Raw genomic sequence first — 15126 nt, 5'->3', positions numbered from 1 at the left:
CCCGTCAGGTCCTGACGGACGCGCCTTCGAGGCGGCGGGGCGGCATCGCGCCGTTCCCCTCTGCGCGCTCAGCCCTTGATCAGGCGGTACTGGACCGGGTCTGCCGTGAGGTAGCCGACGGCGCAACCGTCGCCGTAGTTCGAGCGGATCAGCGGCTCCAGCGTGCCCTTGACGACGCTGTGGATGCTTCCCCAGTCGCCCGGGTGCTGGAAGTTGCTCATGATGTAGGTCCAGCCGTTGATCTCGTCCACCGCATGCAGGCCGGTGGATTCGGCGCCGGCCGGCGTCGACAGGATGCGCGACAGCTTCTTCGTGTCCACGTTGTACGCCCAGAGGAAGTTGTTGACGTGGTGGCCGCTGTCTTCACCGATGAAGAGCGTGCGCATCTTCTCGGAGAACTTCAGGTTGTCGGCGCTGGAGATCTTGTCCGGGTTGGTCGTGTTGCCCAGGCTGTCGGGGGTGCTCAGGTCCTCGCCCGTGAGCAGCACGCGCGAGCTCACCGCCACCCATTCGCTGTCGATGGCCGCGCCGGAGGAATCCTTGGCGCCGCCGCCCAGCTTGTGCTCCAGCACCACGCCGCAGTTCAGCACCTTGGGGAAGGTCACGTTGGCGCTGCTCATCCAGGCGCTGTTGCCGTTGACCATCGAGCTCTGCACGTTGGCAAGCGCCGAGTAGGCCACCTTGTCCTTGACGTTCACCGTCGTGCCTTCCATCTTGGTGAAGGCCATGCTGCCGCCCTTGAGGGCGGCATAGCGGTGGGTTTCCAGGAAGGCCGCGGCCTTGTCCTTGTTGGTCTTGACCTTGATCCAGTTGGCCTTGCCGCTGTACATGATCCGGGTGTACGTCGCGTCGGCCGGATCGGCGGTCTGCACGTCCATGATGTCCGTGGGCACCAGGGCGTTGGCCAGCGCCTCGATCTCCGCGCTCGTGGCATGGCCGAGGTTGATCCACGTGAGCCTGGCGGTGCTGGTGTCCGTCAGCACCTCGTCGTAGCGCGCCACGTACAGCGTGCCGGCCGACAGGTCGCGTGCCTTGTCGGCCACGAACATGAACAGGCCGCCGTTGGTGGCGTCGTCGCCCATCAGCGCGGTGCGCTCGTCGGGCATGACGTGGATCAGCTCGTGCGAGATGCGGCCCAGGCAGTAGTGCTTCTTGCAGCTGCCGGTGCCGTCGGCGTTGACGGTGATCTCGGGCAGATGGCCGTAGTGGTACGGGTTGGCCTTGGTGGCATCGCCGAACACGTTCTTGCTGTAGGCCTGGAACATCGTGTTGGAGGCGATGGTGAAGGCGTCCGGCTCGTACTCCTCGCTCGACAGGTGCGTGCCCCAGGGCGACAGGCTGGCGCCGCAGGTGATCCACAGGCCATGCGCGGCCGAGGTGTCGACGTTGTGGTACTTGACCAGCGACAGCTTGCCTGTCTTCGGGTCCTGATCGAGCGTGAGCACGGCGATGGGCGAGGGCAGCTTGCCGTACATGTCGGTCTTGCGATCCTGCGCCAGGCTGGTGTACTCGAACTGCACCACGGCGAACACCGCATTGCCCTTGACGCCGCTCACCTTGGCGCCCGGCACCGTCAGCAGCGAGCTGCCATCGGCGCAGTCCGAGAAGAACTGGCGCTCCTTGCCGGCCACCGAGTTGTCGATGATCGGCTTGTTGTTGATGTCGTAGTAGCCGCCGGCTAGGACGGTGCCGCCCTTGCCGTCCGGCACCATCTGCCCGCTGATGAAGTAGGGCTGGTAGGCCAGGTTGTAGCTGACGCTGCTGCCGTCGTTGAACGCGACCTTCATGACCGAGCTGGTCGTCGTGGTGGCCATCTCGGCCGGCTTGACGAGCGATGGCGCGGGCATGCTGCTGAACTCGGTGGACACGTACTGCGCGGCGGGTGCCGGAACGGGCGCAGGGGCAGGCGCCGGGCTGGGCGTCACGCCCGCGAAGTTGAAGTTGCCGTCGCTGCCGCCGCCGCAGGCGGTCAGCAGGGCAGCGCCGCCCAGCGGCAGCAGCGGCGCGGTGCCGAAGAGCTTCAGCGCCTTGCGGCGCGTGGGGACGGAAAGGATGCTGTCGTGGGTCGTCATCGTCGGACTCTCTAACGGGGGAGAACAAGGCCGGCGCCGTCCGTGAGGCGGGCGTCGGCCGAAAGCCGTGACGATGGCGCCGCTCGATGACAGCGGCGTGAAATGGTCAGCCTGGTGGCAGTTTTTTGCGATAAGCGCCAGGCCGGCCGGGGTCGCTCAGAATCCGGCGCCCGAGGGGTCCACCCCGCGCGGCCACAGCGCCCACAGCCGCAGCGGCTGCTTCATGCGCGCCGCGAAGCGGCCGGCCTCGGCGCCGGTGCCAGCGAAGAAGTCGGCGCGCACGGCACCCAGGATGGCGCTGCCCGTGTCCTGCGCCACCACCAGCCGCGACATCTGCGCCACCGGCCCGCTGGTGGCCAGCCACACGGGGGTGCCGTAGGGGATGGACTCGCGGTCCACCGCGATGGAACGGCCCGCCGTCAGCGGCACGCCCTGGGCGCCGCGCGGGCCGAAGGCGGCGTCCAGCTCGGTCAGCGGCTCTTCACGGAAGAACACGTAGCGCGGATTGCTCCACAGCATCTGCTGCACGCGCTGGGGGTTCTGGCGCGCCCAGTCCTTCACGTCCTCCGGCCAGCGGCCGATGGGCGAGACGCCCTGGCTGGCCAGCCACTGCTGCACGCTGCGGTAGGGCTGCTCGTTGGTGCCGGCGAAGGCCAGGCGCACCGTGCGGCGGCTGCCGTCGGGCTCGGTGATCTGCAGCCGGCCCGAGCCCTGGATGTGCAGCATCAGTGCATCGACCGGGTCGGACAGCCAGGCGATCTCGCGCCCCCGCAGTGCGGCCTGGGCCTCGGGCAGGGTGTCGATCTGCTGGCGGGTGTACCAGGGCCGGCGCGGCGCCCAGCCGGCCGGGGTCTGGTAGAGCGGCACGGCATAGGCGGAGGAGGGCGTGCGGCTGGCCTCGAAGACCGGCTCGTAGTAGCTGGTGAGCATGCCCTGCGACTGGCCATCGGCCGCCTCCACGCGGTAGGGCTGCAACCGCTCCATCAGGAAGGCGCGCTGCTCCTCGGGCGTGCCGATCGACAGCCGGCGCAGCTCCTGGCACAGCGGCGAGATCACGGCATTGGGACGCTGGCAGTTGGCCATGAGCACGATCCAGGCCTCGTGCATCGCATCGTCCTGCACGCCGGGCAGCTCGGACCAGTCCACTGGCACCCAGCGGCTCTTGGGATGGGTGAGTGGCCCGGTGAGTGGTGCCAGCGGCGGCTGGGGCGGGGGCGCCGTGGGCGCGACGGTGCGGGCCGGGGGCACCGGCGCCGAGGCGCAGCCGGCCAGCACCGCTACGATGGCCGCCGCGGTCAGGGCCGCCAGGCCGCGCCAGCGTCCCGCGCCCTGCCGCCGCAGCGGCGTGCCGTCCCGCGAGGGCGCCTGTCCCGGCGCGGTGGCAAGGCGGCCCTGCAGGAGGAACAGCCGTGAAACTTGTGGAGCATTGGGACGCATGTACTTGATTTTGCTGGAAGCATTCGCCGCACTGGCGGTGCTGGTGCTGATTGTGTGGTGGACCATGTTCCACGGTCGCCGCGGGGGTGAACTGCCGCCGGACGAGGACCCCGACAAGAAGCCCTGAACCCTGTCGGACAGTCGGCCAGCCGCCTGTGGGAAGGGCATGCGACCTCGGCGGTGCCAAGGGGCAAGCGATTCACTTTTGATAGCGGTCAAGATTGATGGATAAAGGCGTGTGTCAGGTTTTCATCGGCGCTGGCAGGCCATCCTCCCTGTCTCGCCGTCGCCCTGGGCGCCTCCCATAATGGCGCCAACCCGCCGGGTGGACGGACGTCCCGGCCATGGTGAGGCGGGTGCCATCCAAGGAGAAACAACCATGCAGAAACTCTCGGGCAAGCTCGTCCTCAGCTCCGCCGCCCTGGCCGTCTTCCTCACCGGCTGCGCCGGCATGAGCGACACGCAGCGCAACACCGGCATGGGCGCTGGCATCGGCGCGCTGGGCGGCGCGGCCATCGGCGCGGCCACCGGCAACAGCCGCACTGCCGCCACCGGCGCGGCCATCGGCGCTGGCGTTGGCGCGCTGGGCGGCTACCTGTGGTCGCAGCGCATGGAAGCGCAGAAGCGCCAGATGGAGCAGGCCACCCAGGGCACCGGCATCGCCGTGTCCCAGACCGCCAACAACGAGCTGAAGCTGGCCATCCCGAGCGACGCCGGTTTCGACACCGGCCGCGCCAACATCCGCCCGACGCTGGCGGGCGTGCTGGACCAGTTCGCGACCGGCCTGCGCAACAACCCGAATGCCGAAGTGCGCATCATCGGCCACACCGACAACACCGGCACCGACGCCATCAACGATCCGCTGTCGGTGCAGCGCGCCGCCGCCACCCGCGACTACCTGACCTCGCGCGGCGTGCCCGCCCGGGCCATCCAGATCGACGGCCGTGGCTCGCGCGAGCCCATCGCCAGCAACGCCACCGATGCCGGCCGCGCGCAGAACCGCCGCGTCGAGATCTACGTCGGCGAGCGCGCACCCAACCGCGGCTGATCGATCTCCATCGCCGTCTGCGGCCCCCGGGGAGGGCGGACGGCAACACGCCGTGGACCGGACCCTCGGGACTGGCCGCGGCGTTGTCGCGTCTGGCCGTGCGCGGCGCAATCAGGCGTCCGCGCCGCGCAGCAGGTTGGCCAGCTCGACGGCCGACTTCACTTCCATCTTGTCGAACACGCGCGCCCGGTGCACTTCCACCGTGCGGACGCTGATCGACAGCTCGTCGGCGATCAGCTTGTTGGGTAGGCCGCGCACCACGCGGCGCAAGACCTCGCGCTCGCGCTCGGTCAGCTCCTCCAGCCGCTGCTGGATGCGCTGGCGCGCCTGCCGCACGTCGATGGCGGCCTGCGACAGGCGCAGCGCCTCCTCCACGCGGTCCACCAGGGCGTTGTCCGAGAAGGGCTTCTCGCAGAAGTCGAAGGCGCCGCGCTTGACGGCGTCGACCGCCGTGGGCACGTCGGCATGGCCGGTGAGGAAGATCACGGGCATCTCGTCCAACTGGCCGGCGCCGGCCAGCCGGTCGAACAGCGCCAGGCCGCTGGTGCCGGGCATGCGCACGTCCAGCAGCAGGCAGCGCGGCTGGTTGCGGAAGGCGGTGCTTTCGTCCAGCCGGGCGGTGAAGGCGTCGGCACTGGCGAAATGCTCGCTGGCCAGGCGGCGCGAGCGCAGCAGCCAGGCCAGGGCCTCGCGCACGCTCGCGTCGTCGTCGACGATGAAGATGAGGGCGTCGATGAGGGGTTGCATGGGGGTCAGAAGGAAAGGGGCGCCGCCTCGCCGCGGCCCGTCGGCAGCGTGAAGCGGAAGACGGTGCCGCGCGGGCGGTTGGGCGCGTGTCCGAGCGCGCCGCCGTGCTGCTCGACCACCGTACGACACAGGCTCAGGCCGAGGCCCATGCCGTCGCGGCGGGTGGTGAAGAAGGGGGTGAACAGGCGCTCCTGCACCTCTGCGTCGATGCCGCAGCCCTCGTCGGCCACGCTGAAGGCGATCCAGCGGCGCGTGTCGACAGCGCTGCCGTCCGCGGGTTCTGCGCTCAGGGTGAGCACGCGGCGGCGCAGCTCGGACCGGTCCATGGCCTGCATGCCGTTGCGCGCGAGGTTGAGCAGCACCTGTTCGACCAGCGAGCGGTCGCACAGCACCGGCGGCAGGTTGGCAGGCACCTGCAGTTCGACGCGCACGTCCAGCTTGCGGGCCTGCAATTGCACCAGCGGCATCACGGCCTCGAAGAGCTGCAGCGGCGTCACCGGCTCGCGCGCACGCTCGCGGCGGCGCACGAAGTCGTGCACGCTGCGGATCACGCGGCCTGCGCGCTCGGCCTGCTCGGCGATGCGGCGCATGGCCAGCGCCAGCTGATGGCGGTCCTCGGCCTCCTGGCCGGGCAGCGGCGGGCTTTCGAGCAGGTTGATCGAGCCGGTCGCATAGCTGGCGATGGCGGCCAGGGGCTGGTTGAGTTCGTGGCTCAGCAGCGAGGCCATCTCGCCCACCGTGGCCAGGCGTGCCGTGGCCTGCAGCCGCTCCTGGCTGGCGCGCGACATCTCCTCGATGCGGCGCTGCTCGCTCAGGTCGACGATGGCGCTCATCCAGCCGGTCTGCACGCGCCGGTCATCGATCAGCGGCGTCTCGAAGATCAGCACCGGGAAGCGACTGCCGTCCTTGCGGCGGAAGACCGACTCGTAGCCCTCGCGCGCGGTGCCGCCGCTGGCCTGACGCATGTGCTGGCGGTTGCGGTATTCGGCCGACAGTTCCGGCGGCCAGTAGGGCATCTCGTCGGCGCGGCCCAGCAGCTCTTCGGCCGTGAAGCCCACCATGTCGCAGAAGGCGGCATTGACGTAGGTGACGCGGCCGTCCAGGTCGCGCGCGCGCAGCCCCGTGAGCACCGAGTCCTCCATCGCCTTGCGGAAGGCCAGGGTGTTCGACAGGTCGTGTTCCACGCGCAGCCGCCGGCGCGTGTCGCGCGCCAGCAGCACCAGCACCGACACCAGCGCGATCGACATGGCCGTGACCAGGCCGGTGAGCAGGTTGGGGAAGAGATCCGGTGCGCTGCGCCAGCCGTCCACGCGCAGCATCAGCGTGAGGCCGGGCAGCTCCAGCGCCTGCTGCGCCGTGAACACGCGGTTGCCGGCGCGCCGCGCGGTGCCGATGCTGGCCAGGCGCGTGCCGTCCAGCTCCAGCAGCGAGACCTCCTGGCCGCGGGTCATGCTCGCATCCAGCATCTCGGAGAGCACGCCGCGCAGCGAATAGAGGGCGATCAGGTAGCCGCCGTGGCGCGAGGGCAGGCAGACCTCCAGCACCTCGATGCCGCCGCCGCCGGGCAGCGGCAGGTAGTGCGAGGGCGCGTAGGCGCCGCCGCGCTGGCGCTCGGCCGCGGTGCAGGCCTGCACCAGCTCCGGCAGGCTGGACGGGCGCTGCTGCAGGTCCAGCGGATGCGGCCGGTAGGGCGTGTCCTCGGCCGTCTGCAGCACCAGCGAGGCGTCGCGCCGCTCGATGCGCAGCCACTCGCGGTGGCCGCGCAGCAGCTGCGCCGCCTCGGCGGCAAAGCGCTGCGGGTCGGCGTCGGTGGCCTGCAGGCTCTGCAGGTTGCGCGCAAGGGCCGACCGCAGTTCGGACGTCGCGTCGGCGGTGTCGCGCTCCAGCCGCTGCTGCACCTGCTCGATCTCGTGGCGCCCCGCCAGCCAGACCACCGTGATGAGCAGGCCCATCACCAGCAGCGCCATCAGCACCCACAGGAACCAGCGGCGCCACATCGAGCGCAGGCGCCGCCAGCCGGGGGGCGGCAATGCGGCGGCCTCGATCGGCAGCTCGGCGGCGGGCAGGCTGGCGCTCATCGACGAAGGGCCTGGCTCACAGCACGCGGTGACCCAGCGCCGGCAGCTGTTCGCGGCAGGCGATCAGGCGCGCGATGTCCAGCTCGGCGATCACCACGCCTTCGCCCTCGTCGCGGCGTTCGGCCAGCGTCTGGCCCCAGGGTTCGGCCACCAGCGTCTGGCCCCAGGTGCGCCGGCCGTTCTCGTGCCGGCCGCCCTGGGCCGGCGCGGCCACGAAGGCCAGGTTTTCGACGGCGCGGGCGCGAAGCAGCAGTTCCCAGTGGGCCTGTCCGGTGGTGTGCGTGAAGGCCGCGGGCACCAGCAGCAGTTCGGCGCCCTGCGCCGACAACTGGCGGTAGAGCTCCGGAAAGCGCAGGTCGTAGCAGACCGACAGGCCCACCTTCCAGCGGTGGCCATCGCGCGAGGGCAGCTCGAACAGCGTCGGGGTGCCGCCCGGCGCGATCACGCGCGCCTCGTCATAGCGCTCGCGGCCGTTGTCGAAGCAGAAGAGGTGGATCTTGTCGTAGCGCGCCACGCATTCGCCCGTCGGCGCATAGGCGAGCGAGGTGTTGAACACATGGGCCTCGTCCGCCGCCTGCAGGGGCAGCGTGCCGCCCACGATCCACAGGCCGAACTCGCGGGCGCAGGCCGCCAGGAAGTCCTGCACCGGCCCCTGGCCCGGTGCTTCGCGCAGCGGCAGCTTGTCGGTGTCGCGGTGACCCATGAGGCAGAAATACTCGGGCAGCGCGGCCAGTTCGGCGCCGGCCTCGGCGGCCTGGGCGAGCAGGGCGCGGGCCCGCGCGAGGTTGTCCTCGCGCACGGGGCCCGAGACCATCTGGATGGCGGCGATCTTCATGGTTTGGATTCGTTGTCGGTGGCGGTACCGGCGCCCGGTTGTGCCGCTGCGCGCGGCACCTTGACCACGCGCGGATCGGCCCAGGTGCCGTCGATCAGGAACTCCTGCGTGGTGGCGGCCACCAGCGGGCGGCTCAGCACCATCTGCGCCAGGAAGGTGCCCAGGCCGACCGCCGGGTTGATGGCCGTGGCCACCAGCGCCGCCGTGCCGGCGTTGATCTCGGGAATCACCACCACGCGCAGCTGCTGCGTCTCGTGCGCGATGTCGGCCGAGCCGTCCATGAAGACGGCGGCATTCACGCCCTTCATCTGCAGGTTGTTGGTGCTGGCGATGCCGTTGGCGATGCGCGCGTCGCCGCGGATCTGGTCGAAGGCGAAGCCGGCGCTGAACAGGTCGCGGAAGTCCAGCGTCAGCCGGCGCGGCAGCGCCTGCAGGTTGATCACGCCCAGCAGCTTGGCGATGCCGGGCTCGGCCTTGAGAAACTGGCCGCTGGCGACGTCCAGGTGCAGGTTGCCGCCCAGCGAGGCCAGGTCGAGGTCGAACGGCGAGCCTTGCCAATGCACGTCGCCGCCCAGCCGGCCCTTGCCGGAGGCCAGCACGCCGGGCATGCCGAAGCGGCCGAGCAGAGCGCCCGCGTCCTGCATGTCGAGGATGAAGTCCAGCGTCATGTGGCGCTTGGCGCCGGCCGAGGTGGGGGGCGCCCAGCGGCCCTTGGCGTCCAGGCGCGCCTCGGGCAGCGTGAAGGCCAGCTTGTCGAGCCGCCACTCGCGCCGGCCACCTTCGGCTGCCTGCGTGGCGGCCACGATCTCGGCCCGGCCCAGGTGGCGGCCGAGCAGTTCCAGGTCGTCCACCACCACGTCCAGGGCCGGCAGGTCCTCGGGCGGGGCGGTGTCGAGCAGCGACTCCACCTGCTCGCGCGACTCGCCCGGCGCGATGCGCAGATAGGCCAGCCGCGCCTTCACCTGGGCGGGCGCCTGGTTGCGGTACTCGACGCTGCCGCTCAGCTCGCGGGCCTGCACCTTGGCCTTGTACACATTGCCTTCGATGGTGCCGTCCACCGTCAGGTCGTGCAGCGTGCGGCCGGCCACCTGCAGGCGGCCGGCCTGCAGCGCAACGCGGTTGGGCAGCCAGGGCGAGGCGGCCACCGCCTGGGCGGTGCCCGGCGGCGCGGGCGTGGTCGGGGCGGCCGGCGCCTTCTGGGTCGCCAGGGCGCGCCAGGCGTCCACGTCGATGTCGTCCAGGTGGATCTGCGCCAGCACGCCGTTGGCCGGCAGCGTCTTCGAGCCGGCCACGGCCGTGCCGACACGCAGCGCGCCGCGCACCACAGTGGGCTGCGGCGTGTCGAGCTCGCGCACGTACTCGGCCGAGGCCACGTCGCCCAGGCGCACGTCGATGGTCTCGGTGCGGCCGCGGCGCGCTTCCTCGGCCTGGCGCAGGCCGAGGCGAAGCGGGCGCGTCGCTTCGGCAGATTTGCCCAGGGGTGCCGGCAGGTCCATGCCCAGGCCCTGCAGGCTGCTTTCGAACTGGAAGTCGGGCACGCCGTTCTGCAGCTGCAGGCTGGCCGTGTAGCTGCTGCCACCCTGCAGCCTGCCGGCCAGGCCGTTGAGTTCGGGCTGGCCTTCCACCGTGCGCAGGCCTTCGGCCGTGAACTGGCCCTGGGCCTTGAGCGCAAGCGGCTTGGTGGTGCCGCCGTAGCCGCCCTGGCCTTCGATGCGGATGGAGCCGCCGGCCAACTGGGCCTGCACGCCGGCCAGCGAGAAGCCGCTGTCGGTGAACTGCAGCGTGCCCTTGACCTGCGTGAACGATGGCGAATTCGGCACCAGCCGCACGTCGTTGCCCGGCAGGGCGACGCTGGCCTTGACCTGCGTCTGCGCCATCTGCGTGAGCGGCATGTCCATGTCGAAGCGGTAGTCGGCGTTTCCGCTGGCCTGGATGCCCCCGATGAAGCTGCGGGCGTCGCCGGTGAGCGGCGCGCCCTGGCGCAACAGGTCGGCCACCGGGCCGCGGGCCTGCAACTGCAGCAGCAGCCGGGGCGCATGGGCGAGGTCGGGAATGCGGGCCTCGCCCTTGACCAGTTCGATGGAGGGCGCCCCCGCCATGCGCCCGCGGGCGTTCAGCACCTGCATCGTCTGCCGGTCGAACACCAGTTCGCCCGACAGGCCGGTAACGGCCGGCCAGGCCGCGTGGCCGGTGGGCACATGCGGCACGTAGTTGAAGTGCACGTCCTGCACCTGGGCTGTGATGCGGAAGGCGTCCTGCGGCGCCGCCGAAGGCACATGGTGCAGGTCGCCGCGGATGCGGAACTGCACGTCGCTGGCGCGGCCCTTGACCACCGCGTCGCGCACGTAATGGCGCGTCTCGGCCGGGATGCCCAGCGGCAGGTAGCGGTGCACGCGCGTGCCGTCGGCGCGGGTGAGCTGCGCCGTGAGATCGAGCACGCCCGGAAAGCGGCCTTGCCCGGCGGGGGCAGGCTCGCCGGTGTGCCAGCGGATCTGCGCGCTGCCTTCCGCGTCGGCATTGGCCAGGCGCAGATCGGGCAGCTGCACCTCGATGTCCTCGTCCTTGCGGCTCCAGCGGAGGGAGGTGTCGAGCCGGTCGACCGGCACCGACGGCTCCTCGAACACGCCCGGCACGTCGACCGCGCCATTGCGGATCTGCACCCGGGCCGTGCCGCCGGCCTGATTCAGGTCCACCTCGGCGTCCAGTCCGCGCACGCCCGGCGAGCCCAGGTGGTGGCCATCGGGCGTGGCGTTGCGCCCGTCCGCGGCCACCGCCAGGCCCTTCACGCGCAATTTGGCCTGGTAGCGCGTGGGCGAATCGGCCGGGCCCTGCCAGCTGCCCTCGATGTGTTCGAGCAGGCCGCGCGGCGCCCGCACCGAGAGCAGGCGCCGCACCTGGCTGCCGATGGGCAGCCGGTCGGCAATGAGGGCCATCGCGCCCAGGTCCAGCTGGTCCGCGCGCAGGGCGCCGCTTTCGGGCGTGCGGCCGTTGGCCGGGTGCGTGCGCAGCCAGAAGTTGCCGCCGGGCCAGCGCTGTCCGTCGCCGGTGGCGAACTGCAGGTTCTGGGTCGAGAACTCGAACAGCTGGTCGGTGGCGCGTACCGCCAGGCGCCCCGTCAGGTCGCGCAACTGCAGCGGTTCGAGCTGGGCGCCGAGCACGGCGTCGATGCGCGACAGGGCCAGGTCGGCCGCGCCGCCGACGGCCCGGCCCGACTCGACGTCGATCCAGGCCCGGACCGCGCCCTCACCCTCGCGGATGCGCGCATCCAGCTTGACGTACTGGCCCAGCCGCGTGACGTCGATGTGCGGCAGGTCGGCATAGAGCTGGCCGCTCCAGTCGCGCCAGTCGCCGCTGCGCAGGCTCAGCAGCGGCTGGCGAAAGCGGCCGTTGATGGAAAAGCGCTGCCCCCAGCCCTCGGGCGGCGTGGCGTCCAGCCGCATCGCGTGGCTGCGCACGCCGTTGCGCACCACGAAGCGCACGTCTGCCAACGTGAGCGTGGGCGCATCGCGTGTCTCGTCGGTCCAGCGCACCGTGCCGTGCTCGACCACCACCTCGCGCTGGGAGAAGAGCCAGTCGGCGCCCGGGCTGTCGTCCTTGCGGTCGTCGGGGTTGAGCACCACGCCGGCGATGCGCAGCCGGCCGTCGGCATCGCGCCGCACGTCGAGCTCGGGCCGCTCGATGTAGAGCTGCTCGAAGCCGCGGTGCCACAGCGAGCGCGGCGACACGCTGGCCACCACGCGCGCCAGCCGCAACGCCTCGCCGCGGCCAGGGTCTTCCAGCACGACGTCGTGCAGCTCGATGGTCGGAAACAGGCTCCTGGAGTACGCCTCCAGCGAGCCGATGCGAACGGGTACCCCTGCGAGACGGCTGGCTTGCGCCTCCAGCGCGCCGCGCCACTCGCCGATCCGCGGCACAATCCACGCGTGTAGGACGACGACGCACAGGCCGACGAGCAACCAGCCGGCCACCACCAGGGCCAGCAGCCAGCGTGCTGCGGCAGCTGCGATCCTGAGCAGACGTGGAGGAGATGGCGTCGTGACATTCATGAAGGATCGCGCTGTGTCGGAAATTATGACCGGCCGCCCCTGGCCCGGTTCCGAGCCGGCCGGCGGAGAAGGCCCCTCAAACCGTCCGATTTCGGAGCATGCGCAGTCGGCTGTCTCGTCGGCCGCCATGCCGCCCTCGCGAGGGCTTTCATCGGGCTCTCGTTTCGTGCAGCGGCTGCGCCGGCGCTATGCCGACGAACTGACGCTGCTGCCCCCCGGGGCGCCCCGCCGCCCCCATATGGAGAGCGCGCTGGCCGCATTGCGCGCGGCCGGCCGGCCCACGGGCGATGCGCTGCGCATCGTGCGCCAGCTGGTCATGGAGCGCTTGATTGCCCGCGATTGCGATGAAGGCGCGCCGCTCGAGGAAGTGCTGCAGGCCGTGACCGAGCTGGCCGAGTTCGCCCTCGACACCGCCTGCCGCGAGGCCTGCGCCGAGCTTGATGCCGTGCACGGCGCGCCGCGCACCGCCGACGGCCAGCGGGCCCAGCTGTGGATCGTGGGCATGGGCAAGCTGGGCGCGCGCGAGCTCAACGTCTCCAGCGACATCGACCTCATCTACCTGTACGACCAGGACGGCGACACCGCGGGCGACGCCCAGGGCCGCGGCAGCATCGCCAACCAGGATTACTTCGGCCGCGCGGTCAAGCGCATCTACCAGCTGGTGGGCGACACCACCGAGCACGGCTTTGTCTTTCGCGTCGACCTGGCGCTGCGGCCCAACGGCAACTCGGGGCCCAGCGTGGTCTCGCTCGACGCGCTGGAGGAGTACTTCCAGGTCCAGGGCCGCGAATGGGAGCGCTTCGCCTGGCTCAAGAGCCGCGTGGTCGCGCCGACGGCCGCCATCGAATCGGGCAGCGCCCAGGCCCTGCGCGGCGTGGTGCTGCCCTTCGTCTTCCGCCGCTACCTCGACTACAGCGTGTTCGACGCGCTGCGTTCGCTGCACCGGCAGATCCGCGAGCAGGCCATGCGCCGCAGCGCCGGCCGGCCCGAGCGGGCCAACGACGTCAAGCTTTCGCGCGGCGGCATCCGCGAGATCGAATTCATCGTCCAGCTGCTGCAGGTGGTGCGTGGCGGGCAGTTTCCCGAACTGCGCACCCGTCCCACGCTCGACGCCCTGCAGCGCCTAGCGCGTGCCGGCCTCATGCCCCAGGCCACCGCCGACGAGCTCGACCGCGCCTACCGCTTCCTGCGCCAGGTGGAGCACCGCATCCAGTACCTGGACGACCAGCAGACCCACATGCTGCCCGTGGCGGATGAGGACCTGCGCTGGATCTCCGCCACGCTGGGCTTCCCGGACTGCTGCGCCTTCCTCGAAAAGCTGGACACCTACCGCGAGTTCGTCGCGCAGGAGTTCGACACGCTGCTGGGCGGCGAAAAGCGCTGCAGCGGCGGCAGCTGCCAGCGTGGCGGCACCGGCCCGCGCTCGGCGCCGCAGGACCTGGGCGAACTACTGGCCAGCCTGCCCGCCCCCTTCGCGGAGCGCGTGCGCCAGTGGGCCGACAACCCGCGCATCGCCGCCCTGCGCGACGAGGCTCGCGCCCGGCTGCGCCAGCTGGTGATCCGCACCGGCCGCTGGCTGCAGGAGGCCGAGGCGTCGACCGCGGGCGACCGCTGCGCCCATCCGGTCGATGCCGCCCTGCGCTGGGCCGACTGGATCGAGCCGCTGCTGCGCCGCGAGAGCTACCTGGCGCTGCTGGTCGAGCGCCCCGGCGTGCACGAGCGCCTGCTGCGCCTGCTGGGCGCGGCCAAATGGCCGGCGCGCTACCTGCTGCAGCACCCCGGCGTGATCGACGAACTCGCCAGCCCCGACATGCTGGCCGCGCGCTTCTCGGCCATCGAGTTCGACGCCGAACTGGACGCCCGCCACCGCTCGCTCTCGCGCACCGGCGAGGCCGACGAGGAGGCGCTGATGAACCTGCTGCGCCGTGCCCACCATGCCGAGGTCTTCCGCATCCTGGCGCGCGACCTCGAAGGCCGGCTGACGGTCGAGCAGGTGGCCGACGACCTGAGCGCCCTGGCCGACACCGTGCTGGCCATCACCGCCCGCTGGTGCTGGCCCCACGTGCGCAACCGCCACCGCGAGCTGCCGCGCTTCGCCGTCATCGGCTACGGCAAGCTGGGTGGCAAGGAGCTGGGCTATGGCAGCGACCTGGACATCGTGTTCGTCTACGACGACGAGGACGAGCGCGCGCCCGAGGTCTATGCCGCCTATGTGCGCAAGCTCATCAACTGGCTGACCATCAAGACGCGCGAAGGCGACCTGTTCGAGATCGACACCGCGCTGCGGCCCAATGGCAACTCGGGCCTGCTGACCATCACCTTCGACGCCTACGAGAAGTACCAGTTGGGCCGCGGCAGCAACACGGCCTGGACCTGGGAACACCAGGCCATGACCCGCGCGCGCTATGTGCTGGGCAGCGCGGAGCTGGGCGCGCGCTTCAACGCGGTGCGCCACGCCGTCATCGCCGCACCGCGCGACCGCGCCGCCCTGCGCAAGGAGATCGTCGCCATGCGCGAGAAGGTGCGTGCCGCCCACCCGGTGCGCCCCGGTCGCTTCGACGTCAAGCACAGCGCCGGCGGCATGGTGGATGCCGAGTTCGCCGTGCAGTACCTGGTGCTGGCCCATTCGGGCGAGGTGCCGGCGCTGCTGGACAACGTGGGCAACATCGCGCTGCTGCAGCGCTCGGAGGCTGCCGGACTGCTGCCGGCCGGCGTCGGCCATGTCGCCGGCGATGCCTACCGCGAGCTGCGCCGCCTGCAGCACCGCGCACGCCTGGACGAGGCGCCCACGCAGGTGCCGCCCGAACTGGCGGCCGGCGAGCGCGCCGCCATGCTGGCGCTGTGGGAGGCGGTCTTTGGCTGA

The 15126-nt window shown here is 71.4% G+C and carries 9 protein-coding genes; 3 read left to right on the top strand and 6 right to left on the bottom strand.

The window, feature by feature from the left end; all coding sequences use genetic code 11:
* Positions 1 to 68 precede the first annotated feature (68 nt).
* Both DFR41_RS03465 and mltA read right to left on the bottom strand, forming a co-directional pair.
* The gene (locus tag DFR41_RS03465; protein ID WP_114801688.1) at positions 69 to 2072 is read right to left on the bottom strand and encodes a PhoX family protein; all 2004 of its coding nucleotides are present in this window, start codon (positions 2070 to 2072) and stop codon (positions 69 to 71) included.
* Positions 2073 to 2228: 156 nt separating this feature from the next.
* Entirely contained in the window at positions 2229 to 3518 is a 1290-nt protein-coding gene (gene mltA / locus DFR41_RS03460) for a murein transglycosylase A (RefSeq protein WP_425326685.1), read from the bottom strand.
* Between mltA and DFR41_RS28145 the strand changes: the two genes are divergently transcribed.
* Together DFR41_RS28145 and DFR41_RS03455 are read left to right on the top strand one after the other, a co-directional pair.
* Complete coding sequence (locus DFR41_RS28145; protein WP_017760173.1) at positions 3508 to 3636, top strand: hypothetical protein; 129 nt, start codon at positions 3508 to 3510, stop codon at positions 3634 to 3636. The two genes, mltA and DFR41_RS28145, sit on opposite strands and share 11 nt — an antisense overlap.
* Before the next feature lie 252 nt (positions 3637 to 3888).
* Positions 3889 to 4557 (top strand): YiaD family glycine zipper/OmpA-like lipoprotein, encoded by a 669-nt coding sequence (locus tag DFR41_RS03455; protein WP_017758251.1) that lies wholly within the window; start codon positions 3889 to 3891, stop codon positions 4555 to 4557.
* 111 nt (positions 4558 to 4668) lie between these two features.
* Here DFR41_RS03455 and DFR41_RS03450 read toward each other — a convergent pair whose 3' ends face one another.
* Genes DFR41_RS03450 through DFR41_RS03435 form a run of 4 tightly spaced genes read right to left on the bottom strand, consistent with a single transcriptional unit; the run spans position 4669 to position 12263 of the window.
* Positions 4669 to 5304, bottom strand: a complete 636-nt coding sequence (locus DFR41_RS03450) for a response regulator transcription factor (protein WP_017758252.1) — start codon at positions 5302 to 5304, stop codon at positions 4669 to 4671.
* A gap of 5 nt (positions 5305 to 5309) precedes the next feature.
* Positions 5310 to 7382 (bottom strand): ATP-binding protein, encoded by a 2073-nt coding sequence (locus DFR41_RS03445; RefSeq protein WP_114801686.1) that lies wholly within the window; start codon positions 7380 to 7382, stop codon positions 5310 to 5312.
* Between the two features lie 16 nt (positions 7383 to 7398).
* Positions 7399 to 8217, bottom strand: coding sequence for a carbon-nitrogen hydrolase family protein (locus DFR41_RS03440; protein WP_114801685.1), 819 nt, complete (start codon positions 8215 to 8217; stop codon positions 7399 to 7401).
* Positions 8214 to 12263 (bottom strand): YhdP family protein, encoded by a 4050-nt coding sequence (locus DFR41_RS03435; protein ID WP_114801684.1) that lies wholly within the window; start codon positions 12261 to 12263, stop codon positions 8214 to 8216. Before DFR41_RS03435 ends, DFR41_RS03440 begins: the two co-directional genes overlap by 4 nt.
* A gap of 127 nt (positions 12264 to 12390) precedes the next feature.
* On the opposite strand from DFR41_RS03435, the gene glnE reads away from it, so the two are divergent.
* Positions 12391 to 15126, top strand: coding sequence for a bifunctional [glutamate--ammonia ligase]-adenylyl-L-tyrosine phosphorylase/[glutamate--ammonia-ligase] adenylyltransferase (gene glnE, locus DFR41_RS03430; RefSeq protein ID WP_114802169.1), 2736 nt, complete (start codon positions 12391 to 12393; stop codon positions 15124 to 15126).

The organism is Pseudacidovorax intermedius (genome assembly GCF_003350475.1).
In the GTDB taxonomy this organism is placed as follows: domain Bacteria; phylum Pseudomonadota; class Gammaproteobacteria; order Burkholderiales; family Burkholderiaceae_C; genus Xenophilus; species Xenophilus intermedius.
This window is presented reverse-complemented; position numbering and strand designations above follow the sequence as displayed.